This window comes from Niallia sp. WK069_GA_01 (assembly GCF_983173855.1).
The window spans coordinates 950,255-971,483 of record NZ_OZ470138.1 but is presented as its reverse complement, the minus strand read 5'-3'; the positions used below and the strand labels follow the sequence as shown (position 1 = coordinate 971,483).

20 protein-coding genes are annotated in these 21,229 nt (G+C 36.0%); 4 read left to right on the top strand and 16 right to left on the bottom strand.

The features are described 5' to 3' along the window. Window positions 1–79 precede the first annotated feature (79 nt). Window positions 80–1,768, top strand: a complete 1,689-nt coding sequence (locus AC5LWL_RS04675; protein ID WP_493433235.1) for a methyl-accepting chemotaxis protein — start codon at window positions 80–82, stop codon at window positions 1,766–1,768. A gap of 157 nt (window positions 1,769–1,925) precedes the next feature. Here AC5LWL_RS04675 and AC5LWL_RS04670 read toward each other — a convergent pair whose 3' ends face one another. The 6 genes from AC5LWL_RS04670 to AC5LWL_RS04645 all read right to left on the bottom strand — a co-directional run bounded on the left by AC5LWL_RS04670 (window position 1,926) and on the right by AC5LWL_RS04645 (window position 7,687). Further along, window positions 1,926–3,398, bottom strand: coding sequence for an MFS transporter (locus tag AC5LWL_RS04670; RefSeq protein WP_493433234.1), 1,473 nt, complete (start codon window positions 3,396–3,398; stop codon window positions 1,926–1,928). Window positions 3,399–3,622: 224 nt separating this feature from the next. Continuing rightward, the gene (locus tag AC5LWL_RS04665) at window positions 3,623–4,249 is read right to left on the bottom strand and encodes a cysteine hydrolase family protein (RefSeq protein WP_493433233.1); all 627 of its coding nucleotides are present in this window, start codon (window positions 4,247–4,249) and stop codon (window positions 3,623–3,625) included. Window positions 4,250–4,395: 146 nt separating this feature from the next. After that, window positions 4,396–5,421 (bottom strand): ABC transporter substrate-binding protein, encoded by a 1,026-nt coding sequence (locus AC5LWL_RS04660; RefSeq protein WP_493433232.1) that lies wholly within the window; start codon window positions 5,419–5,421, stop codon window positions 4,396–4,398. A gap of 73 nt (window positions 5,422–5,494) precedes the next feature. Continuing rightward, a complete protein-coding gene (locus AC5LWL_RS04655; RefSeq protein WP_493433231.1) occupies window positions 5,495–6,349 on the bottom strand; it encodes an ABC transporter permease in 855 nt (284 codons plus the stop codon). Window positions 6,350–6,365: 16 nt separating this feature from the next. Then, window positions 6,366–7,166, bottom strand: a complete 801-nt coding sequence (locus tag AC5LWL_RS04650; protein ID WP_493433230.1) for an ABC transporter ATP-binding protein — start codon at window positions 7,164–7,166, stop codon at window positions 6,366–6,368. Window positions 7,167–7,306: 140 nt separating this feature from the next. Then, window positions 7,307–7,687 carry a DUF2294 domain-containing protein gene (locus AC5LWL_RS04645; protein ID WP_493433229.1) on the bottom strand — a complete coding sequence of 127 codons (381 nt, stop codon included), beginning with the start codon at window positions 7,685–7,687 and terminating at the stop codon, window positions 7,307–7,309. 302 nt (window positions 7,688–7,989) lie between these two features. On the opposite strand from AC5LWL_RS04645, the gene AC5LWL_RS04640 reads away from it, so the two are divergent. After that, window positions 7,990–8,460, top strand: coding sequence for a hypothetical protein (locus AC5LWL_RS04640; RefSeq protein WP_493433228.1), 471 nt, complete (start codon window positions 7,990–7,992; stop codon window positions 8,458–8,460). Window positions 8,461–8,941: 481 nt separating this feature from the next. Here AC5LWL_RS04640 and AC5LWL_RS04635 read toward each other — a convergent pair whose 3' ends face one another. Next, a complete protein-coding gene (locus tag AC5LWL_RS04635) occupies window positions 8,942–9,280 on the bottom strand; it encodes a 2Fe-2S iron-sulfur cluster-binding protein (RefSeq protein WP_493433227.1) in 339 nt (112 codons plus the stop codon). Between the two features lie 215 nt (window positions 9,281–9,495). On the opposite strand from AC5LWL_RS04635, the gene AC5LWL_RS04630 reads away from it, so the two are divergent. Then, a complete protein-coding gene (locus AC5LWL_RS04630; protein WP_493433226.1) occupies window positions 9,496–10,299 on the top strand; it encodes an aspartate dehydrogenase in 804 nt (267 codons plus the stop codon). A gap of 260 nt (window positions 10,300–10,559) precedes the next feature. Here AC5LWL_RS04630 and AC5LWL_RS04625 read toward each other — a convergent pair whose 3' ends face one another. The 7 genes from AC5LWL_RS04625 to AC5LWL_RS04595 form a co-directional block, all read right to left on the bottom strand. Beyond that, the gene (locus AC5LWL_RS04625) at window positions 10,560–11,243 is read right to left on the bottom strand and encodes a GntR family transcriptional regulator (protein WP_493433225.1); all 684 of its coding nucleotides are present in this window, start codon (window positions 11,241–11,243) and stop codon (window positions 10,560–10,562) included. 271 nt (window positions 11,244–11,514) lie between these two features. Beyond that, on the bottom strand, window positions 11,515–11,994 hold the full coding sequence (locus tag AC5LWL_RS04620) for a GlcG/HbpS family heme-binding protein (RefSeq protein ID WP_493433224.1): 480 nt from the start codon (window positions 11,992–11,994) through the stop codon (window positions 11,515–11,517). Window positions 11,995–12,008: 14 nt separating this feature from the next. Beyond that, window positions 12,009–13,481, bottom strand: a complete 1,473-nt coding sequence (locus tag AC5LWL_RS04615; protein WP_493433223.1) for an aldehyde dehydrogenase family protein — start codon at window positions 13,479–13,481, stop codon at window positions 12,009–12,011. A gap of 339 nt (window positions 13,482–13,820) precedes the next feature. Next, window positions 13,821–14,549 (bottom strand): iron-containing redox enzyme family protein, encoded by a 729-nt coding sequence (locus AC5LWL_RS04610; protein WP_493433222.1) that lies wholly within the window; start codon window positions 14,547–14,549, stop codon window positions 13,821–13,823. A gap of 244 nt (window positions 14,550–14,793) precedes the next feature. Further along, window positions 14,794–16,251: a hypothetical protein gene (locus AC5LWL_RS04605; protein WP_493433221.1), complete on the bottom strand. Its 1,458-nt coding sequence runs from the start codon at window positions 16,249–16,251 to the stop codon at window positions 14,794–14,796. A gap of 116 nt (window positions 16,252–16,367) precedes the next feature. Beyond that, a complete protein-coding gene (locus AC5LWL_RS04600) occupies window positions 16,368–17,135 on the bottom strand; it encodes a creatininase family protein (RefSeq protein ID WP_493433220.1) in 768 nt (255 codons plus the stop codon). 68 nt (window positions 17,136–17,203) lie between these two features. After that, a complete protein-coding gene (locus AC5LWL_RS04595) occupies window positions 17,204–17,536 on the bottom strand; it encodes a 2Fe-2S iron-sulfur cluster-binding protein (RefSeq protein WP_493433219.1) in 333 nt (110 codons plus the stop codon). Between the two features lie 504 nt (window positions 17,537–18,040). On the opposite strand from AC5LWL_RS04595, the gene AC5LWL_RS04590 reads away from it, so the two are divergent. Next, window positions 18,041–18,376 (top strand): hypothetical protein, encoded by a 336-nt coding sequence (locus AC5LWL_RS04590; protein WP_493433218.1) that lies wholly within the window; start codon window positions 18,041–18,043, stop codon window positions 18,374–18,376. A 240-nt stretch (window positions 18,377–18,616) separates the two neighbouring features. Here AC5LWL_RS04590 and AC5LWL_RS04585 read toward each other — a convergent pair whose 3' ends face one another. Beyond that, the gene (locus AC5LWL_RS04585) at window positions 18,617–20,008 is read right to left on the bottom strand and encodes a hypothetical protein (protein WP_493433217.1); all 1,392 of its coding nucleotides are present in this window, start codon (window positions 20,006–20,008) and stop codon (window positions 18,617–18,619) included. A gap of 224 nt (window positions 20,009–20,232) precedes the next feature. After that, the gene (locus AC5LWL_RS04580) at window positions 20,233–21,222 is read right to left on the bottom strand and encodes an NADPH:quinone oxidoreductase family protein (protein ID WP_493433216.1); all 990 of its coding nucleotides are present in this window, start codon (window positions 21,220–21,222) and stop codon (window positions 20,233–20,235) included. Window positions 21,223–21,229: the final 7 nt, after the last annotated feature.

Below are 21,229 nucleotides of genomic sequence, written 5' to 3'. Positions count from 1 at the left end.
GACAGTCGATATAATAGATTGGACTTTATTTACGAACTAAATTTTCCCAAAACTAAATTATCAAAGGAGATGAGTATTGATGCATCTTAGCATTAAACAAAAATTAATCGGAAGTTTTGTATTAATTTCCCTGCTTTTCGGGATTGCTTCCTATTATTCCTATACAAATGCAAAACAAACAAACGAAACCTACCAATATGTAATTAACACTGTTACTGAAATGCGCTCTATTACCGAACAAATTGAAAAAAATATTGCGTTGCAGACAGGTTATTATCGAGGATTTTTGCTATATAGCGATTCTGACTATAAAAATCGCTTAAATGGTGCAAATGCTAATATTAAGAACTTAGTAGAAAAAGGGAAAATGGTGGCAACTGTTCAAGAAACCATTGATCGCTTAACAGAAATAGAGGAATTAAATACTCAGTTTGCCCAAGCAGCCAATTCAAGTATGAATCTATCATCAAATAATAAAGAGAAGCTTCAAAAAGACTTAGAACAAATTAATCTAATCACAAATAATTTAACAAATAAAGCAGACTCTTTTAAAACATGGATTAAAAAAGAAAGATTGGACCCAGCAATTGCCCAAGCAAAAAAAGATTCTGACACTCGCATCATGTATATGCTTATTATAAGTGCTTTTACTACTGTTTTAGCCGTCATTATTGGTCTAAGTCAATCTCTATTCCTATCAAGGACGTTAAATAAACTAAAAGAAGGAACCAAAAAAGTAGCTAACGGAAATTTAAACATTGATCCTATCACCATCACACAAAAAGACGAACTATATGAATTAAATCAATCTTTTAATCAAATGAAAGAGAATCTAATTGATATGATTCAAGGAATTGCAGCAAACTCTGATCATGTCGCTGCATCTGCGGAACAATTAAATGCAAGTGCAGAGCAATCAAGTAAAGCATCCGAGACAATTGCATCATCGATTCAACAAATTGCAAGCAGCAATGAATTTACCGATTCTAGCATCCAAACAAATTCTCAAAGTATTGCATGTATTTTAGAAAACATTTTAAAAATCTCAAATGACGCTAAGATTGTTTCAGAATTGTCGGAAGCAGCAACAAATAAAGCAGAAAAAGGAGCAGCTTCTGTTGAGCATAATTTATCGCAAATGCAATTTATTCAAGAATCAGTTGCTCGTATCAATTCTGTCATTACCTCTCTTTCTGAACGCTCAAAGGAAATTGATACCATTTTAACTATTATCAGCAGCATTGCAGAACAAACCAATCTTTTAGCATTAAATGCGGCGATTGAAGCTGCGAGAGCCGGAGAACATGGCAAAGGATTTTCCATTGTTGCAGATGAAGTCCGCAAGTTAGCAGAACAATCACAAACATCCGCTAAAAGCATTGCCGATTTAATTGCAGCCATTCAAAAGGAAACAGCAGAATCTGTATCGATTCTTCATGAAACAACCAGTACTGTTCAAAATGGAGTCGAATTATCGAATGAAACCGCTCAATCTTTTTCAGAAATACTAAGCAGCACAAAAAATGTTACGCCTAAACTAGCCGAAGTAACCGAAACTTTATCAAGTATTACCGACAATATAAAAGAAGTGGATTCTACGGCCAAAGAAATTGTTTCCTTGTCAAAACAAAATGCCAGCGCAACAGATGAAGTAGCTGCATCAACAGAAGAACAATTAGCTTCTATGCAAGAGATTAACGCTTCAGCTGAAGCACTCGCAAAAATGGCAGAAGAACTTACTGAACTCGTTGGAAGATTTAAAGTATAATATTTCTAATCTATTTATAGAGACTGTGCTCTAAACAATCCAAATTTTTGACACAGTAAAGCAACCCGAATCGACTTCGCTTCCCAAGAATGCAAAGTCGATTAAGGCTGCCGATTAAATATCTATGCTATAAAAAACAGACTTTATTCAATTGCCTCTATTCTAATCTCTTCTCAAGCCGAATTGCCTTCCATATGCTCCAAACAAAATACACTCCAACAGTAATTACTAGCCCTAATAAGAATAAAAACAAAAAATGAATACCTGACATCACTTGTTGCGTATCAGTAGTTTGTGGATTTTTCATCCATTCTTCCATTGATATACTTAACCAATTATTCATAAAAGTAATACTGATAGCCGTACCAAGCACCATCCCGATATTCCTTAAAAGAGCAATGGTGCTGCTCATCATACCTAAAAACGGCAGAGGAACATAAAACATCATAATACTGTAGTTAGGAGACGTTAAAATCCCCATCGCAAAACCAAGTAAGCTTAAAACAAGCAGCAGTATTGGTAATGTAGTGTTTTTCGATAACAACCACAATCCGAACATACTTGCACTCAATAAAACTAACCCTATTAAAACCACTTTAATACTTCCATATCGATCGGATAAAGAACCGCTAACTGGTCCAAATAACGCTAATAATAATGGATAGCACATTAATAATATTCCTGAATGATCGGCTGAATATCCAAGCACACCGCGTAAATAAAATGGCAGGATCACCATAGAAGCAAAAGTCACACAATAGCTGATTATCAAAATAAAGCCACCTGCCCGCACCATGGCAGAAGAGAAAATCTTCGGATGAATAAACGGATGCTCTACCCGCTTACTCCATAAGAGAAATCCGAAAAAACTGCCTATGCTAAGAAGCAAAATAAAGAACAAATTCGTATAGACAGTTCCTTCTCCAATGCTGTTTACTACATAAACAAAGGAAACAATGCTTAACCCAAATAATAGGCTGCCAATATAATCAAAGGAGGATTGCTTTCCCTTTTGATCAATCGGAATAAAACGCTGCGCCAGAAAAAAAGCACTAATGCTTATCGGTACAATCGTCCAGAAAAGCATATGCCAAGAAAATGCACTAATGATAAAGCCTCCAACAGATGGTCCTAATAATGCTCCCATTCCAACAGCTGTGCTAATAATGCCTAATGCCTTTCCCCTATGTTTTTCGGGATAAGCATCCGTAAGAATTGCCATATTTACGGCCTGAAGCATCGCTGCTCCGATTCCTTGCACAATTCTGCAAAAAATTAATAACAAAATCGAAGAAGAAAAAGCCGAAGCACCTGCTCCGATTGCAAAAACTAGATAGCCAATATTATGTATTTTCTTTTTTCCGTATTGATCTGCTAATTTCCCCATAAAAGGCAAAAAAAGCATAATAGAAAGCAAATATCCGTTTATAATCCATTGTGTCACTGCTAGAGAAGAAGAAAAATAAATCGAAATATCTGTAAGCGCAATATTAACAAAACCTGCTGAAAAGTGAGATAAAAAAGCGCCTGCACAAACAGAAAGAAGCAGGAGATGAGAATGTGATTTCTCTTCTTCTCCCCTCCCCATACTGTTTGCCGATACATAATTGTAAAAATCCACTTTTTTCATGCTCATCACCTTATTTGTTTGAGTATATAACTATCTTTGTTGTTATTCCAACTATACAGACAATCACGCTAATTCCCCCAGCAAAAGTCTGCTCCGCAGAGGCTCAAGCGTAGCAAAGTGTATTACGGCTGCGGACTCGTTGAGAGTCTGTACTACCTTTTTTCAGAGTAGCCTTACTCAACAACATCCACGCCGCCTACTCCTTACTATTTATACGCCAGCAGCTATACTTGATTACTTAACTTCTTATTCTGCTTTGCATCAAAAATTACATCCTCGGAGTCCGCCACCATTCCGAAAAATTGATCGATATTCTTTAACGTCATATCATGTGCTTCTTTCGAAAAAGCAGCAGTACAATCAGCTAAAAAAATAATATCATAATCAAGCATGAACCCATCTCTAGCAGTGGATTCCACACAAACATTCGTACTGACACCCGCCATCAATAAGGTCTCAATATTCATCGAACGAAGCACAGATTCTAATTTTGTATGAATAAACGCACTATATCGATGCTTAATTACAACAATATCCTTATCATCTGGAGCTATTTCATAAAAGTCTGCTCCCCAAGTATCTTTTCGACAAACATTTGCTTGGCTTTTATCTTTTAAGCGTTTTGTCCAAGTCACAGAATCAGTACAATCTTCATGTATCGTTTGGATATAAATGATGGGAATATGTAATTCCTTTAGCTCTATAATTAGCTTTTTTAAGGAAGGGAGCATTTGATCGACCATGCCAACATCCATACCTTGTCTCGCCAAGCTACCTTCCATATGACAAAAATCATTTTGAACATCCACAATAATTAAAGCACTTTTATCCAGATTCCAAGCTGCATTCATCCCATCCACCTCTTCCTTTTAAAAAATTCGAGAACGTTTAATTTCTCCCCCATATCCACTAAGACACTCACTCAAATACAAGCGTAGCCGAAGTGTATTCCGGCTGCGGACCCATTGAGAGAACCAGACCCTCTTTTCAAGATAGCCTATTTAGAGAGTTCCTTTACAAATTGCATATTAATTAAATCTTCATATTTATAACCTTTTGTATAAACACCAGTTTTCTCCACAACATCCATCGGCTTTGCAACAGACTCTTCCGTAATAATCCCATCTTTACTCCATAAATTATCAGCATAGGCACGGTCAAGGGCAGCTTTCAGACTATCTTCCGCAGTTGAAGGGAACTCTTCTTTTAAGACTTTCATTGCCAATTCATGATCCTCATCTACTGTTTTCAACGCTTTCAACATAGCTTTCACAAAGCCTTTGACCGTTTCGGGATCTTTATCGATGGTTGATTTTTTCACACTAAGCACAGAATATGGATAGTCACCAAGACTAGTAAAGCTGTAAAATGGTTCACCCCAAACACCTTTTTTAACGCCTTCTGTTATTTGCGGTTCAGCTCCATTTGCCATATCAGCTTTGCCTGATTCAACAAGCGGTACAACCGCACTTGCATCTGCTGGCTCCTCTAACTTCACATCTTTGTCTGGATTTAAACCTAAATCCATAATCAGCCAGCGAGTTAGCAGGTTCGGACTTCCTCCAAAGCGGCCAGCTGCAATCGTTTTATTTTTCAAAAAAGCAGCCAAGCCTTCTTTACTAGTATCTGTTAATGTTTGCTTTGTATCCGCCATTAAATAAACATTTGCACGATTTACGACATTTACAACCGATTGAATTGGATCAGAACTGCCGCTGTTCGCCATTTGGTTTGATTCCGGTCCTCCAATATTTCCCCAGGCATCTCCACTTACCACAGAGGTAACATGTGCTCCGCCAGTTGCAGTAATCACTTCTACATCCAAACCTTCGTCCTTAAAATATCCCTCTTTCATTGCAACATATAATGGAAGATAGCCAATTAAATGTACAGGCTCTGCAATCACAATTTTTTTCAATCCCCCCTTCGCTTCACCGTTTGATTTGGCACTTTCAGTAGAACACGCAGAAAGTAAAAGTAAAAAGATAATAGAAATAAGTGATAATAGTTTTATTTTTTTCATAATATCCCCCTTTTTATATAAACCGGCATCGCTACTGTCGATCTGCTTCAGTTCTCCATAAAACTCACTTCATTTATCCCATTTTTCTTCCTTTTAGCAGAATTTTTTCAAGCCAAACCGTTCCCAAATACATGACGATCGATAGGATTGACAGGACAACAACACCAACCCATACTAAGTTAATATTCATAATCTGCCCTGCATACAGGATCATTCTGCCGATTCCTTGCCTTGAGCTAATAAACTCTCCAACAATAGTCCCAGCTAATGCTAATGCAATATTTATTTTCAAACTGCTGACAATCCAAGGCATCGCAGTTGGGATGACAACTTTTGCGAAGACATGGCGTCGTTTTGCACCTAATGAGAAAAGCATCTTTTCCAAATCCGGATCGACACTCTTTACACCGCTATGTGCAGCTATTGCTGTGACAATAATCGTCATCATTAGAGCCAGCACGATTTTTGAACTAAACCCGATTCCAAATAAAATGACAAGCACAGGAGCAAGAGCCAATTTCGGCACCGCATTAAAAGCAATTAAATAAGGCTCTGCTATTCTTGAATAAAAGGAGGACCACCAAAAAGATAAACCTAATAATGCACCAAAAAATGTACCTAAAATAAAGCCAATAATCGTCGCACCAGATGTGTACAGAAGATCATCCAGTAATGTGCCTTCTTGAAAAGCTGTTCCAGCCGTTTTCCATATAATAGATGGACTGCTCCAATAGTAAGCATCTAAAATTTTTAACTTTGTAAGCAATTCCCATAACACAATGAATAGTACCCCAATGAATAGCTGCCCCATTAGCGTTATTCTTTTTATTCTTTTCTCCTTTGCCTCTTCATCTTCTATTATTGGTAAAACCGAAACCGTTTCAATAGGCTGTTGCGGCAATACGATAGGATTAGATTCTCCTGCCATTTTTTCATCTCCTTTTTTAAATAGGGCTGTTTTCGTATAAATTATTGCTTTTAATCTCATGGCCATCTTCTTTTAACAACGCTAATAAATTCTGCTTTAATGCAATAAATTCTGGCTGCAATAAGGTATTTTCATTCCGCGGCCGAGGTAAATGGACGTTGACTTTTTCTTTTATTCTGCCTGGACGCGGAGACAATACATAAATTTCATCCGATAAATAAATCGCTTCATCAATATCATGTGTGACAAATAAGACAGTCTTTTTAAAATCGGTCCATATTTGCAGCAACCATGTTTGCATTAACAGCCGGGTTTGAGCATCTAATGCACCAAATGGTTCATCCAATAAAATAATATCTTGATCATAAAGCAGTGTGCGGAGCAAAGCCGCCCTTTGCCTCATTCCTCCAGATAATTCATTAGGATAATGATGCTCGAATCCACCAAGCCCATACTTGTGTAATAATGGAAGAGCACGTTTCACTGCTTCTTTTTGGGTTACACCTTTTATTTCTAATCCTAAAATGACATTTTGCAAAATCGTTCGCCACGGCAGAAGCAAATCTTTTTGTAGCATATAACCAACATTGCCGTTTTTCCCAACAATATCATTGCCATCAAGCAATATACTTCCAGTAGTAGGAGTTAATAAGCCGGCAATAATATTAAATAAAGTGGACTTTCCACAGCCGCTCGGTCCTATAATGCTTACAAATCTACCTTCTTCTATCTGCATATTGGCATCCTTTAAAGCAAATATTTCCTTCCCCTCTTTTTTAAAAATTTTATTCGTATGCTTAATCTCTAATTTGTACATAATTTCACTCCTTTTCGTCTTTTTTAAAGCATAAGCGCTCGTATTTCCCAACAAAAAAACAACCGCCAGAACAAATAAGAAGTAGAACACTTCTTTATTTCATTCTGACGGTTGTCCTGCTCTCACGCTTATGAGTTCAATTAACCAGCCAAATACTCTTCAATTTTTTTATTTAAAATAATGATGGTTCCACTAATCTCTTTAATAGAATCATAGTCTTTTAAAATTAGTTCAATCGTAAAATGCAATCTTTCCGTTAAATTCTTTTGCAATAAACTCTTGTATTTTTCAATTAATAGACGATCAATGATCTCCGCAAGGTTATCACTTGAACTCTCTATAATCTCTAAAACAGGAATTCGTTTATGCTTAGCAAGAATGATAATTTTACTATCTACAATGCTAATTTGCTGTTCAATCAAGCCAACTTTAAATATTGCCTGGTTCACTTGATTATTTTCTTTCATAATTGCCTGCTTTAATTCTCCTAATGTTCGTGGCAGCTGATGGACAATAATCATTATCACCCCCAATGAACAATTGATATAATCACCAATGCATATTGCATTATGTAACTTTAAGAATATTCTATTTATTTGAGAATACCATATTTTACTGCCCTGTACATTTAATTTGTAAGAAAATGTAACGTTGTTTTTTATAAAAATTAAATTAGCTTCTTATTTTGTTGTTTTATATGTTTGCCTTTTTCGCATGGATGTTGCTTTTCAAACAATCAATGTTGCAAAAATAGTACCATGTTATACTAGAAAAGAGGAATCATGATTCATTTAAAGTTCTATTGCTTAATAAGGAGTCTAAAATGAAAAAAATATTTACCTATTCAGCAGTATTAGGAGGATTATTACTATTATTTGGCTGTTCAAAAGAAAGAGTTTCGGAAAACATACATACTAAGACACCTGAAAGTTATACAGTTCCTTTTAAAATGGAAGAAATAAATAGCAGCGTATTGAAACTTGACGATACCGCTAATACTTCCCTTAAAGGAATAAGATATGAAATTTTATTACGCTCTAATGAAAAAATTCCAACTGAAGCTTCTTCTTCCTATGAATTTGAAATCATTCCTCACTCTTATCTAAAAAAATCTTTAGGGCCGATCCAATCATTACGTCTCATGAAAGAAACAAGCAGTGGTTATCTATATTCCCTTTCACTCGAGTCGATATATCAAAATTACAGCGAAAAAGAACTCGAAAATCTAAGGAATGATCGTGATTTTGAGTTTTTTGTCAAACATGATGGAATACGTTATCCTCTCACCTTTTGATTAGCATTTATGACTGCTAGTCCATTCCTTTTTGTCGATATTGTTTCAGTTTTCACCGATGTTGTTTCAGTTTTTCCAGTATAGCTGCTCCATACATAAAACGGACAAAATCTACAAGACTATACTAATAGGAAGCCATCATCCTATAATGAAAGGTCGATGGCTTCCTATTATGTGAAATTTTTCTGTGCAATTCGATTTTTACCCCAGCCTTTCTTTCCTTCTTTCTCTGTTTAATTCATGGAGCACTTCATTCCTTTGATGCTCCCTTTTAAATATGGGTTTGTGTGCGTAATACATGTTGGCAACGGCTGGACTGTTACAAAATTTGCATTTGATTCCAAAGTCTTTTGGTGCTCGGTAAAAATGGGGGGCATTAAAATTGGCTAATGCTTCCTTTACATGTGATTTACAAACCCACATTCACTATCTCTCCTTTTTTAAAATATTCTGAAATTTTAAGTTACAATTATTCGTATGCCTATTTTACTTTTTCATATCGATCTGGCTTTCTTCTCTTCACTTCGTTTATTACTTCCTCTTCCCAGGAAATAGTGACATCTCCTTCTGTAACAAAAGCTTGGCATCCTAATCGGTACCCTTTTGCCAGCCATTCTTCTCCTAGTTTTCTTCGTTCTTGAATTTTCACATTATCAAGAAATTCTCCACCTGCTTCCGCTTTAAATACGCAGGAACCACAGATTCCACCGCCGCATCTATTCGGTAAATCTCCATCATACCTCAAGGAAACTCGTAAAATATTAGAATTGTCGGGAACTTCAAATTCCTTTCCACTTGTTAAGAATTTTATATTTGCCATTTTACGCATCTCCTCTTTTCGTATGTATTTGTTTAATTAATCTTCTTGGTATACAATATACCATATTTTAAAATTTCAGACAACTCATTTATACTATTTTAACGTTATTTATCTATTTTTTAATATTATAACGTTATTTTTTCTGGTTTTGTTATATACTTTTTGTATACCAAATACAATAATGGTTATTTTTTAAAACAGATAGGAGGATTATCATGGTAAAAGTAGGTTTAATCGGATTTGGTGCAATCGGGAAAGATGTAGCAGCATATATTAATGAAAAAAAGGCTGGAGAAGCTACATTAGCAGCTATTCTTGTAAGAAATAAACAAAAGTATGCTGATTTAGATCAAACACCTCTTTTCTTTGATAAAGAAGAAGAATTTTTTAACAAAGATTTAGATATTATTATTGAAAACGCTGGTCATCAAGCAGTGTATCAATATGCGGAGAAATCATTATCATCCGGCAGCGATTTCCTTGTCGTCTCAATAGGTGCATTCTCCAATCAGGAATTTTTTCAGCGAGTAAAAGAAGCCGCCAAACAGAATAAACAGAAATTAATCATCCCTTCTGCGGCAATTGGGGGATTAGATCGGCTTAGTGCCGCTGCTGTAAACGGATTGGAGAAAGTTACTCTATTAACAAAAAAGCCGCCTAAAGCATGGAAAGGGACACCATCTGAACAAATGGTAGATTTAGATTCACTCATAGAACCTTTTCTCCTTTTTGAAGGGAATGCGAAAGAATCTGCACAATTATTTCCGGAAAGCACCAATGTTTCTGCAGCAGTAGGCATTGCTGGACTTGGATTGGAACAAACAAAGGTACAAGTATATGTCGATCCTTTTATCCAAAACAATACTCACCAAATTATTGCAGAAGGATATTTTGGAAAAATGGAAATAAACATCCAAAACAGACCCTCTGAAGATAACCCTAAAACAGGCTATATTGTTGCCATGAGTATTTGTAAAGTATTAAAAAATTTAACTTCCCCTTTAATTATTGGAATTTAGAACTATTCCATTTTAATAACTACCGCTTTCTAAAAATATGTTTTTCATATGTTTTTCTCAACGAAATAATAACTATTTTCCGTACAAGAAGCCTGAATTCACCTAGACTTCAACGGGAATGTAGGACAGACGAAATCTACAAAGTAAGAAGCTACTCGGCACTCGCCCATGCAAATCGAAGTGCTGTCATGTTGCGGGTTACCCCACAGCAAATATTATAAAAACAACGTTTCAAAAAAACTAGGCTAGCTTTAGGCTGCCTAGTTTTGACTCTTTTTTTGTTTTTCTTTTAATTTCTCTACAAAATTAATATATGCCTTTTTCGAATTTTCGATATGAATCTTTGTTAAATATTCCGCCATTTCTCCTTCACCATTCCGGATAGCTTTTAGAATATCAATATGTTCACGTATCGACTCTACACGTCTCCCTGGTGTTTCGTATCCCATATTTGCAGACATATGAATATAATCGATTAAACCAGAAAGGATATCCGATAGTTTGGTACTTTTAGCTGCTTGATAAATCAAATAATTTGTTTCTGAATGTTTCTTTTCGACTTCTTCCTCTGACTGTGATTCAAATGATTCCAGTTCTGCTATTTTTTCATCAAACCTCGACATCATCTCTTCGTTCATTCGTTGAGCTGCCAGCTTTGCTGCTAAAACCTCTAATGAAGATAGAATGGTGAATACTTCAATCACATCATTTTCTGATACATCGGAAACAATTACTCCTTTTCGAGGCAGCGTTTTTACAAAACCTTGTGATTCGAGACGGAATAATGCTTCCCTGATTGGTGTACGGCTTATATTAAGCTTCGTTGCCAATTCTCTTTCAATCAAACGATCTCCTGGCTTATATTCTCCTTCTAATATGAGTTGTTTAATAAATCTATATACATGTTCACGAATAGATAAAAACGAATCTTCCTTCCATTCCATAAGGTCACCTGCTTCTTTCATAAAATTGCTTCTCTTGCTGAGTTTATCAAACATTTCGCAAAAAGTAACATCCTTTTTCCTGTTTTTCCTTTATAAAAGGTAAAATTGATTCTCTAATCATAAAAAAAACCTCAAAACGCGTAAAATACATTACGAGTTTTGAGGTGCATAAACTAGGAATTCTTGATTTCCCCTTTATCCAAAAAATCATAAAGTAAACTTCTAAAAATGGGAGTTTTACAGCCCGTTTAGAGTACAATAAATGCTTTCGTTACTTTTTGATATCTGGACCAGTAAGAACGCTTAAGCCTTCTTTAAATAAAAATTCTGCTAATGCTTCTAGTGCCGCTGTTCCGACCGCAGTATCTTGTTCTCCGTTACCACCGCTAATGCCTATTCCTCCAATAACTTCCCCATCTACGACAATCGGAAAACCGCCAACAAAAACGGCAAACTTTCCTGGCATCATTAATTGGATTCCATATGCTTCGTTTCCAGGAAGTGCTGGACCATTAGGCTCCTGATTAAATAAATGAGTGGACCGTTTATGTCCAGCAGCAGTAAAAGCCTTGGCTGTTGCAATTTCTGGTCCAGTAATACGTGCTCCATTCATACGCTCCAAGGCAACTAAGTAGCCCCCATCATCCACAATGGCTATCGTTTCTAACACTGCTATCTCCTTCGCCTTCTGAACAGCCGCTTCGATCATCACTTTTGACTCTTCTATTTCCAATTTCAATACCTTTTTCAAGAATAATCACTCCTTTAATAACCAATATAAACTGTTTTTAACTGTGTAAAAAATTCTAATCCTACCCTTCCAGATTCACGAAAAGTGGATGTGCTTGATTTTTTCAATCCACCAAATGGAGCATTGATTAAGTTTCCAGTGGTGGTTCGATTTACTTTAACCGTTCCTGCTTGAATATCATTCGTAAACTTCTGTGCAATTTCTAAATTATTCGTCACAATAGCAGCAGACAAACCATATTCCACATCATTTGCTATTTTAATGGCTTCATCATAGTCCTCGGCTTCCATCACGGCAATGACAGGACCAAATATTTCTTCTTTTGCAATGCGCATAGAAGTAGTCACCTCTGTAAAAATCGTTGGCTGGACAAAATAGCCGTTTGCATATTGGTCATGTATGACAGGTTCCCCTCCAAAACGAAGCTGGGCGCCTTCTGACTTTCCGACCTCTATATAATGTAAAACATTGTTCCACTGCTTTTCATTCGCTAATGGACCAATTTTCACGCCTTCTTCAAATCCATCCCCCATTTTAAGTGCTTTCGTTTTTTCGATTAACTTTTCTATAAAAGCTTCTTTTATACGGCTTAGTACAATCACTCGACTTGTGCCTGTACATGCTTGGCCAGTAAGGGAAAATCCTCCATTTACTGTTAATGTCGCAGCCTTTTCTAAATCAGCATCGTCCATAATGATAATTGGGTTTTTCCCGCCTAGCTCCATTTGGGTTCTGGTAGTAAAAGAAGTATGGCGATGAATATGTTCACCAGCTTTTGTAGATCCTGTGAACGTAACTGCTTTAATAGCAGGATGGTCTACTAAAATATCCCCAATTGCAGAAGCACTTCCGGTTACAAAATTAATTACTCCCTTTGGAATACCAGCCAAATGAAAGGCCTCCACCAAACGATATGCGATTAACGGTGTATCAGATGATGGTTTAAATACGACTGTATTTCCAGTAATTAGGGCAGGTGCAATTTTTCGGACTGGAATGGACAATGGAAAATTCCATGGTGTGATTACCGATACAACGCCTAAAGGTTCTCTTTCACTCGATACCTTCATAGCCACGTCATCATTTGGGAAAGTTTCCCCTGACAGACTTTGCCCTTCCACTGCATAATAACGAATCGTTTGTGCAGACCTAGCCACTTCATTTCTAGCATCTCCAAATGTTTTTCCTTCTTCGCGGGTTAATTCAGCCGCAAGCTGTTCGATATTGCTTTCTAATATAGCCGCTGCCTTATTTAATATAGCTGCTCTTTTCGAAGGTGGAACCATTGTCCAAGCTGGAAAAGCTGCTTTTGCTGCTTCAATTGCTACCATTGCATCTACTCGAGTGGAGGATTGAAATACTCCAACAATATCTTCTTTATTAGAAGGGTTCCTGCTTTCGAATGTTTGCTTGCTTGTTGATTCCATAAAAACACCGTTAATATAGTTCTTATATGTATCAACCTTCATTGTTAACAAGACCATCATCCTTTCTTTTTCTAATTATTATTTTAAAGATAATATCGACAAGCACCATTTTAAAAAGAGAGCAGCTTCCAAATAAGGAAACTGCTGTTGATTTTTCTATATAGTGAGGAGTATCATTTTATGGAAAATGGGGCGGAACACGCCTGCTTGTCTGGAAGTAAACAAACTTTCTGTTCAGTAGTTTGTTTTTTTTATCATAGGATGTTGTGATATTAGCTTCCCTCGCGCCGCCTTTATTCCATTTGTTTCTGCTTCTTGCGTATTTATATAATAGAGACGAAGGATAAGTCCCCATATGAATTTTAAATCAAAAATATTTAAACTTCTTTTTTGCTGTGATTATGCTTGTACAAGAGATCCAAGATCTTTTTCCAAATACTCTTTATACAATCCATCCATATACATACGTCTCATTTTTGCACCAGTTCGAACAATTTCTAAGCACGCTTGTTGTAATTCTGGTGTATCGGCATGATCTAAGACAATTTTGTATCCACGTTCTCCATGAATTTCATCTGAAACAATGTGTAAATCAAAGAATTCAATTTCTTCATCTGTAAAACCATATTTTTCCCGAAGAACTGGGGTTTGTTTACGATAAATATCCGGTACTTGCGATTCAAGACCAACTACTAATGCTGCTGTTGCAACAACAAAATTTTCTCTTTGAGCAACCGCATAACACCAGCTTTGCAACCCTAATGTAGTCGGCGCCATATTTGCTGGATTAACAATTCTTTCACGAGTTGTTCCACATGATTCAGCAAAGCGTATTAATAGATCTGTATGTCGATCCGCCGCAATTTCTTCTTCATACATATTTTGTAAAGTAAAATCTTTCGCAGACTCAAACTTTGCTAGATTAGGAGTATTATGATAAATATAAGCTAAATAGTCGGCGAATGGTCCAACATAATGGTAATGGTTTTCTGCCCAGCTAGCAAAATGTTTTCTCTCAAGCTTCCCCTCCGCCCAAGCAACTGTGAATGGAGCTTTTTGACTATGATTGCCTTTAATTGCCTCTTCTAGTTCTTTTCGAAATTCATCCTTTGATAATAATTCAGTCATAGTAAGATCTCCTCTCAAATATGTTTAATTATTGTTCATTGTATACCAAAAATTATCAAAAAAATATTTTAGCAAGAGTGTCTAGAATTTTTATGCTAATAAAATCTACTAAGCTAAAATAAATATTGTATTTGGTATACCATATACTCATATTATAACAACTTTTCCAACTTGTAAATGTTTTTTACTAATAATTTTTAATTTTTTAAATATTTAAATTACTAATAATATAAATATGCTCACTCTACCAAATTATAATTGCCAATATAGTGGATAAAACTAACCCGCCTACAACTGGTAAAAAGTTTTTTCTTGCTAACTCAATAACCGATACACCACAGAATCCTGCAACAGCAACCAATGACGACCACGCAATTATGGTTCCACCTCCAGTCCATACAGATCCCATTTGTCCGATTGCCCCAAGTGTACTGGCATCTAGACCAGAAGAATGGGCCATTGCTCCTGAAAGCCCTCCTACAAGCGGAAGCCCAGAAAAACCTGATCCTTCAATTCCAGAAATCATTCCTACCAATAATAAACCGAATGCTGAGATTACCATATTATCAGGGATATAGGATTCAGCACTTACGATAAGATCCACTAAAAAAGCAGGTTTTGCTGCATCCTCTGGAAGTGATAGAATAGATCCTGTAAAGTCAGAACTCCCTAGAAAAAAGAATCCAGCAATTGGAATAACCGGCCCCATCGCTTTAAAAGCAAATACAAATCCTTCTACTAAATGTTCACTAATTTTATCCAAAGCATTCATTCGATGATAAGCAGTCGAAGCAAGAGCAAGCAAAATGGCTCCTACACCGCCAATAAATGCAGCACCATCTCCACCAGCAAAGCGTCCATCTGATGAGGCGGTAAACATAAAAATCATCACAGCAAGCAAAGATGCAGGAACCAATATGGCAAATACTTTCCCCCATCTCTCCTTATTAGGAATCGCTACTCCATCTTCTAAGCTTGCAGCAACTTCCTCTTCTATGGAATTAGAGCTGCTTTGATTCCGTTCGAAATGTTTAAATGTCTCTAATGCCTCTATACTTTTTGGCTTGTAAAATGTTTTCCGATTCGCAACAAATGCGATAGTCAGAGCAGATATTCCTGTAATTAAGGATAATACTAATACTTTATCCGCCACTAGATTTGTGTCAATCCCAGCTGCTTTTGCAGTAAGCATCGGGGCAACCTTCATAATATAATCCGAAGATAATGCCATTCCTTGTCCAGCAATAGAAACCGTCATGGCAACAAACATTGGTGGTAATCCAGACCGAATAGCAGCCGGAAGCAATAAAGTACAAATTAACGGTACAGCAGGTGTTGGCCAGAAAAATAGCGAGATGACATAAGTCGTGATAGCAATGGAGAAAAACGAAATATAACCATTTTTCATTACTCTCTCTATCGGAGCGACCATTTTTTGATCTGCTCCAATATCCTTTAAGGATTTTAATAGGGCAACCATCACGGTAATAATTAAAAAGATATTAAACAGCTCTTTTGCAGCAATTAAACTAGCATTAAAAACTGCTTGAAACCCTCCTACTAAGGATGACTTATAGATCATAGCAACAAGAAAGGTTCCAACAATGGTAGGTAGTACTACACCCCTCTGTAAAAGCATTGTCACAATTACAAGTATGGTAACAATAGCATATATCCAATGTGCTGCAGTTAATTCGATCATTTTCCCATCCCCCTCTTTTGGTAACGCTAAACCAAGGCCTATCCTTTATCTTAAGTCCGAATTCCACCTTTTACTATTGGAAAATACTTATGGTTATCATTTCCACCAGTTTCTTATCAATTGATTACTCTCTCTATCTGCAATAATCTACATAGATCGTCAGCTAAATTTCCAAGAGCTTCTTTTACAATCCTCTCTCCAAGTTCTTTACTTGCCATCCTAGCATCACCAATACATCCATTTTCTGTCATTTCTTCATAGGGATAAAACCCTTGAATCGCTTTTCCAGGTCTAAGAAGCTCCCATTTCCCACCTGTATTAATTTCTCCTTTTGCTATTCGATCAGTTCGTATCAATTGTGGTGCCAAAAAAAGAGCCTCTGATACCTCTCTTTCACAACTGTGTCCAAAAAGAGTGGAGTGAATGCCAGTAGAAATGGCGTTTTTTGCCGATGCCGTTGTTTTTGCATAATAGATTTTCACATGTAATTCTGCTGAAAGAGTAGTGGACGCCACATTTAATGTGGATTGATTTCCTCCATGGGCATTTAGAAAAAGAAACTGGGTAATTCCATGACGCTTTAAAGAAACGACCATATCTCTCAATATTGCTAGTAAGGTGGTTGGCTGAAGTGTAATCGTTCCGGGAAAATTGCTATGATGTTGAGAAACACCAAAATTAACTGTAGGAGTCTTTATCACATATGGATACAGCTTTTCCGAAAGTCTTTTAGCCATCTCGGATGCTAGAACTGCATCACAACTTTCCACCATATGAGGACCATGCTGCTCGTGGGCTCCAACTGGTATGATTGCCAGCTGAACTGTTTTTAATGCTTCCCCTACCTCTTCCCATGTCATTTCATTTAAATCATATAAGGACATAAATATTATCCCCCTTATCATGTACTCTTCTTAATAGGTTTTTTGTATACCATTATTCTCCAAAAAAATTACCCCTGCTTTACTTCCTGTTCTCTCCTCCTTTTTACCAAAACTGTTTCTTCTTGCGATAGTTCAATATCATGCTGAATCGTCATTTGACAAGCAAGACGAAACCCTTCCTCCAGCTTATCTCCAAGCATCTTTTTTTCTTTCCAGTTAGGTTCACCTAAATGTTTCTGACCTTTAATTATTTTACAAGCACACTTTGTACATCTTCCCATTCCACAGCCAAACTTTAATTCTGGAAGCTGTCTTATCCCTGCTAAAACAACTAAATTAGCATTGTCTTTTACTTCTTGCTCGATCACTTTCCCATTAACATAAAGCTTTACATTTGGCATATCCTCACCCCTGTTGTTACGTATTATGTTTCGCAATCTGTAGAAAAGATTCCCAGCGTGACTTTCAGATGCTCTACTGGCGCATGGATAGATTGGCACTCTACTAATTCGCTCTAGCTTTTTCACACTTTCACAATTGCTACATTCTCTCCTTTCTCTACTTGGAGCTTTACTCGAAGTTTACAACATATTCATGATGAATATTAAGTTTCATTATACACAGGAGTTTCAATTAATCTTCTAAATTGTCAGATAATATGACTTGGTTTTTTTTCTCTGAAAATCAAGTCATATTATCTAAAAAAACCTATGTTAACTGAAAATATTAAATATTTAGAAAAAATATTGTTTTTTCTACACAGATAGGATAAACTAATAAGTAAATTTGGTATACAATAAACAAAAGGAGGTTTGTTTATTCTTTTCCAATCACCAGAAATTACTAGTTCCTGTATTCAGTAATCTTTTTATGTAGCAGTAATAATAAAAGAGGAGTGAGTGAGAATGAATCAATATATTGTTCTAACAAATAAAAACACCTTTCAAACATTAATAGAGGGAAAAGGATTAGAAGCAGTCGAAACTTATAATTTTTATTTTTTTAATGAATTAAAAGCGAAGTATACAATAGCTAAAGTATTGGATGATTCAATTAAAATAAAATTATATGAAGAGTACGAGGGAAAAGAGTATGTAAATCTTATTCGCGTGAAATTTTTTGAAAGCTTTTCAACGGTTGAAGCTGCCAGAGAAGAATTATTTGAAATTGTTCGTGCCTCTGGCAATAGTGAGGAATCCAAATTCTCAAAACTTATAAAATCAGAGAATGCTGCAAGCTAATATTGGCGATTGCTTGCTTGCTTGCTTTATTAAGCAGTTCAGTACAGCAATAATGACTATTTTTAACGGTTGATTCAATTGTTTTTTGAATCAACTTTTTTTGCTGTTATTAGAGAAGCGAGCGGAACTTCTCCTTTTAGTTAGACTATTTTTCCCAATAAATTACTAACTATTTTAGCAGCACATCACAAACAGAATACCTATGTGAGAAAGACGAGAACCAGACTGCAACTTATACAACTATGCTTGCAAAATCATTTTAATAAGGAAGATATAAATAATTCCACAAAATAAATAGGAAAGTGTATAGACAATATTCCAATTTGATACCTTGAATGAACTCTCTTTCACAATGCTTGACATTAATCCAATCGTTGTATTAAATGGTCCAACTAAAAAGGCAGATACCGCACCAATTAACATAATAACGGTTAAAACATTAGCTGAAATTCCTAACAAACTTGGATTTAAAGCCTCTGCCATTAACGATAAGGTAATCGTAGGATGAAGTCCGATAAAGGAACAGATAACAGGAACAATAGGAATAATAAGTAAAAAAGCCGTTCCACCTATCATATCTTCTGCTTTAACCATCCAACTATTAATAACTAAATCCGTCTTTGAAGTCTGGATTGCGGAAATAAAAAAACCGGCAGCTAAATAGATAAAAAATTGCTCTTTCATTTTGTTAGAAAAAGAACCAACATATTCTTTTAAAGAGCTCCTAAATTCTTTTCCTTTATTAATTAATAAACACCAACTACAAGAAAAGGGAATAACTAATAGGGAAACGATTGTAATAAAGGAGAGAGAAAAATAATGCTCTGCTAGTATTAAAATACCATTAAGTAAAATAATCCCTACCACTATATGTAAAATCCGCTTCGTTGATTTTGGTTTGTTTTCCTCGATTGAGGCGGCTAATTCATGATTATAAAGGGCAGCTGGATTGGATTTATGAAGCGCTTTTTTTGCTACCTTTGCTCCTAAAAACCAATCAAGTGCTAAACCAAAAAGACTTAATGGCAAAACATATGGCAAAATAGACAGCCAGCTTACTCCTGTGAGACTTAAGGCAACTCCCACCACTGGTGTTATAGGTGACCACATTAGCGGCATCGTAAATCCATGGGTAATGGCTCTACTTATAAATCTATTTTCATTTTGTAAAGGATAAAATTCTAAAACTGGCTTAATCGCATAATAAGTCATTGGCACTGTTGCTACATTCATAAAAATGCTTAAAAAATAGGAAATACTTGATGTCATCATATACAGATGCTTTGATTTTTTCACATGACGCTGAATTAAGTCTTGAATGCCAGAAGCATAATCTCCAAGTTTAATAGGAAAAGCCAAAATAGGAACTAACCCAAATAAAGCTAGAAGTTGAAGCATGGATCCAAAGGAAGTGATATATTCAAAAAATGAAGCTTGGCTCCTCCATAACATGACTACTCCTAATAATAAAAATATACTTCCTAATAAGCGAACAAAACGGCTGACAGTAAAAAAAGTAAACAGAATAATTCCTAAACAAATACAAGATAAAATCAAACCTAATGGAAGCCAAGGGCAAATAACCGAGATCAAATACATAAATAAAGTTACTATAAGCAAATAATTAAACAATTTATCACCATCAGTCTATTTTTTTCTTATTATAATATTTTGAGTGTTTTTTGTATACCAAATTATTTTCAAAACGTTTCTCCAACTTACTACAAATCTAATTACAATAATCTCTTTTCACATATTCCTTTACTCAAAAAGAAAACAACTTTGTCTCCTGAAAAAGGTACGTAAGAAAATACCCCCTTTTTAAAAAGAGGGTTCTTACATTTCCAGCACTATTTTTAAAGAGATACAATCGTTCTGCCTCTTACTTTACCGGTTAAAATAACTGGCAGTGCATCTGGCAATTCAACTAGTGATACTTCTTGATATACAAAGTCAGATAAATCAGCTGGCTTCAAATCAGCAGCTAACCGTTCCCATATTTTCTTGCGATCTTCCATGGGACAATAAACTGAATCCACTCCAAGCAAATTTACCCCGCGCAATATAAATGGGAATACACTTGTAGGCACTTCTCCTCCACCAGTTAATCCACTGACTGCAACCGATCCTTTATAGTTTATTTTACTAATTATAGCTGCCAAAGACTTACCTCCAACAGGATCAATTGCCCCTGCCCAGAGCTGCTTGCCCAGCGCTTTTACTGTTCCATTATACACATCATCTCTTGAAATAATTTCTTTTGCCCCAAGTTTTGTTAAATAATCTTCATCTTTTTTTCCTGTGCTTGCCACAACATTGAATCCTAGTTTCGAAAGCATAGCAACACCAAAGCTGCCCACACCACCAGTAGATCCGGTTACAAGTACTTTTCCTTTTTCAGGTGTTAACCCATTATCCTCTAGTCGTTGCACAGACAGAGCAGCTGTAAATCCTGCTGTTCCAAATATCATTGCTTCCTTTAAAGATAGTCCCTCTGGCAATGGCACAATCCAATCAGCAGGAATCCGTGCATATTCGCTATAGCCACCACTATGAGACACGCCAATTTCATAGCTTGTTGCGAGAACTTTATCTCCTTCTTTAAAACGTTCATCTTCAGAAGACACAACCACTCCTGCTAAATCAATGCCAGGAATATGTGGATAAGATCTTACTATTCTTCCATTTTCCGTACTAGCAAGCCCATCCTTATAGTTAATGCCAGAATAATGGACTTTTATTACCACCTCTCCCTCCGATAAATCATCTATCGTTACCTCTTTTAGCTTTACAGAAAAATTATCTTCTATTTTATCTACAACTACAGCTTGAAATGTAGTATTCATTCTCTTC

What these genes read in the sequence shown, in the direction of transcription:
- AC5LWL_RS04660 (WP_493433232.1), bottom strand. Translation starts at nt 5,421, where the DNA reads ATGAAAAAAATAAAACTATTATCACTTATTTCTATTATCTTTTTACTT.
- AC5LWL_RS04655 (WP_493433231.1), bottom strand. Translation starts at nt 6,349, where the DNA reads ATGGCAGGAGAATCTAATCCTATCGTATTGCCGCAACAGCCTATTGAA.
- AC5LWL_RS04605 (WP_493433221.1), bottom strand. Translation starts at nt 16,251, where the DNA reads ATGATCGAATTAACTGCAGCACATTGGATATATGCTATTGTTACCATA.
- AC5LWL_RS04635 (WP_493433227.1), bottom strand. Translation starts at nt 9,280, where the DNA reads ATGGCAAATATAAAATTCTTAACAAGTGGAAAGGAATTTGAAGTTCCC.
- AC5LWL_RS04595 (WP_493433219.1), bottom strand. Translation starts at nt 17,536, where the DNA reads ATGCCAAATGTAAAGCTTTATGTTAATGGGAAAGTGATCGAGCAAGAA.
- AC5LWL_RS04630 (WP_493433226.1), top strand. Translation starts at nt 9,496, where the DNA reads ATGGTAAAAGTAGGTTTAATCGGATTTGGTGCAATCGGGAAAGATGTA.
- AC5LWL_RS04670 (WP_493433234.1), bottom strand. Translation starts at nt 3,398, where the DNA reads ATGAAAAAAGTGGATTTTTACAATTATGTATCGGCAAACAGTATGGGG.
- AC5LWL_RS04665 (WP_493433233.1), bottom strand. Translation starts at nt 4,249, where the DNA reads ATGAATGCAGCTTGGAATCTGGATAAAAGTGCTTTAATTATTGTGGAT.
- AC5LWL_RS04600 (WP_493433220.1), bottom strand. Translation starts at nt 17,135, where the DNA reads ATGTCCTTATATGATTTAAATGAAATGACATGGGAAGAGGTAGGGGAA.
- AC5LWL_RS04610 (WP_493433222.1), bottom strand. Translation starts at nt 14,549, where the DNA reads ATGACTGAATTATTATCAAAGGATGAATTTCGAAAAGAACTAGAAGAG.
- AC5LWL_RS04675 (WP_493433235.1), top strand. Translation starts at nt 80, where the DNA reads ATGCATCTTAGCATTAAACAAAAATTAATCGGAAGTTTTGTATTAATT.
- AC5LWL_RS04640 (WP_493433228.1), top strand. Translation starts at nt 7,990, where the DNA reads ATGAAAAAAATATTTACCTATTCAGCAGTATTAGGAGGATTATTACTA.
- AC5LWL_RS04650 (WP_493433230.1), bottom strand. Translation starts at nt 7,166, where the DNA reads ATGTACAAATTAGAGATTAAGCATACGAATAAAATTTTTAAAAAAGAG.
- AC5LWL_RS04645 (WP_493433229.1), bottom strand. Translation starts at nt 7,687, where the DNA reads ATGATTATTGTCCATCAGCTGCCACGAACATTAGGAGAATTAAAGCAG.
- AC5LWL_RS04615 (WP_493433223.1), bottom strand. Translation starts at nt 13,481, where the DNA reads ATGATGGTCTTGTTAACAATGAAGGTTGATACATATAAGAACTATATT.
- AC5LWL_RS04580 (WP_493433216.1), bottom strand. Translation starts at nt 21,222, where the DNA reads ATGAATACTACATTTCAAGCTGTAGTTGTAGATAAAATAGAAGATAAT.
- AC5LWL_RS04590 (WP_493433218.1), top strand. Translation starts at nt 18,041, where the DNA reads ATGAATCAATATATTGTTCTAACAAATAAAAACACCTTTCAAACATTA.
- AC5LWL_RS04625 (WP_493433225.1), bottom strand. Translation starts at nt 11,243, where the DNA reads ATGGAATGGAAGGAAGATTCGTTTTTATCTATTCGTGAACATGTATAT.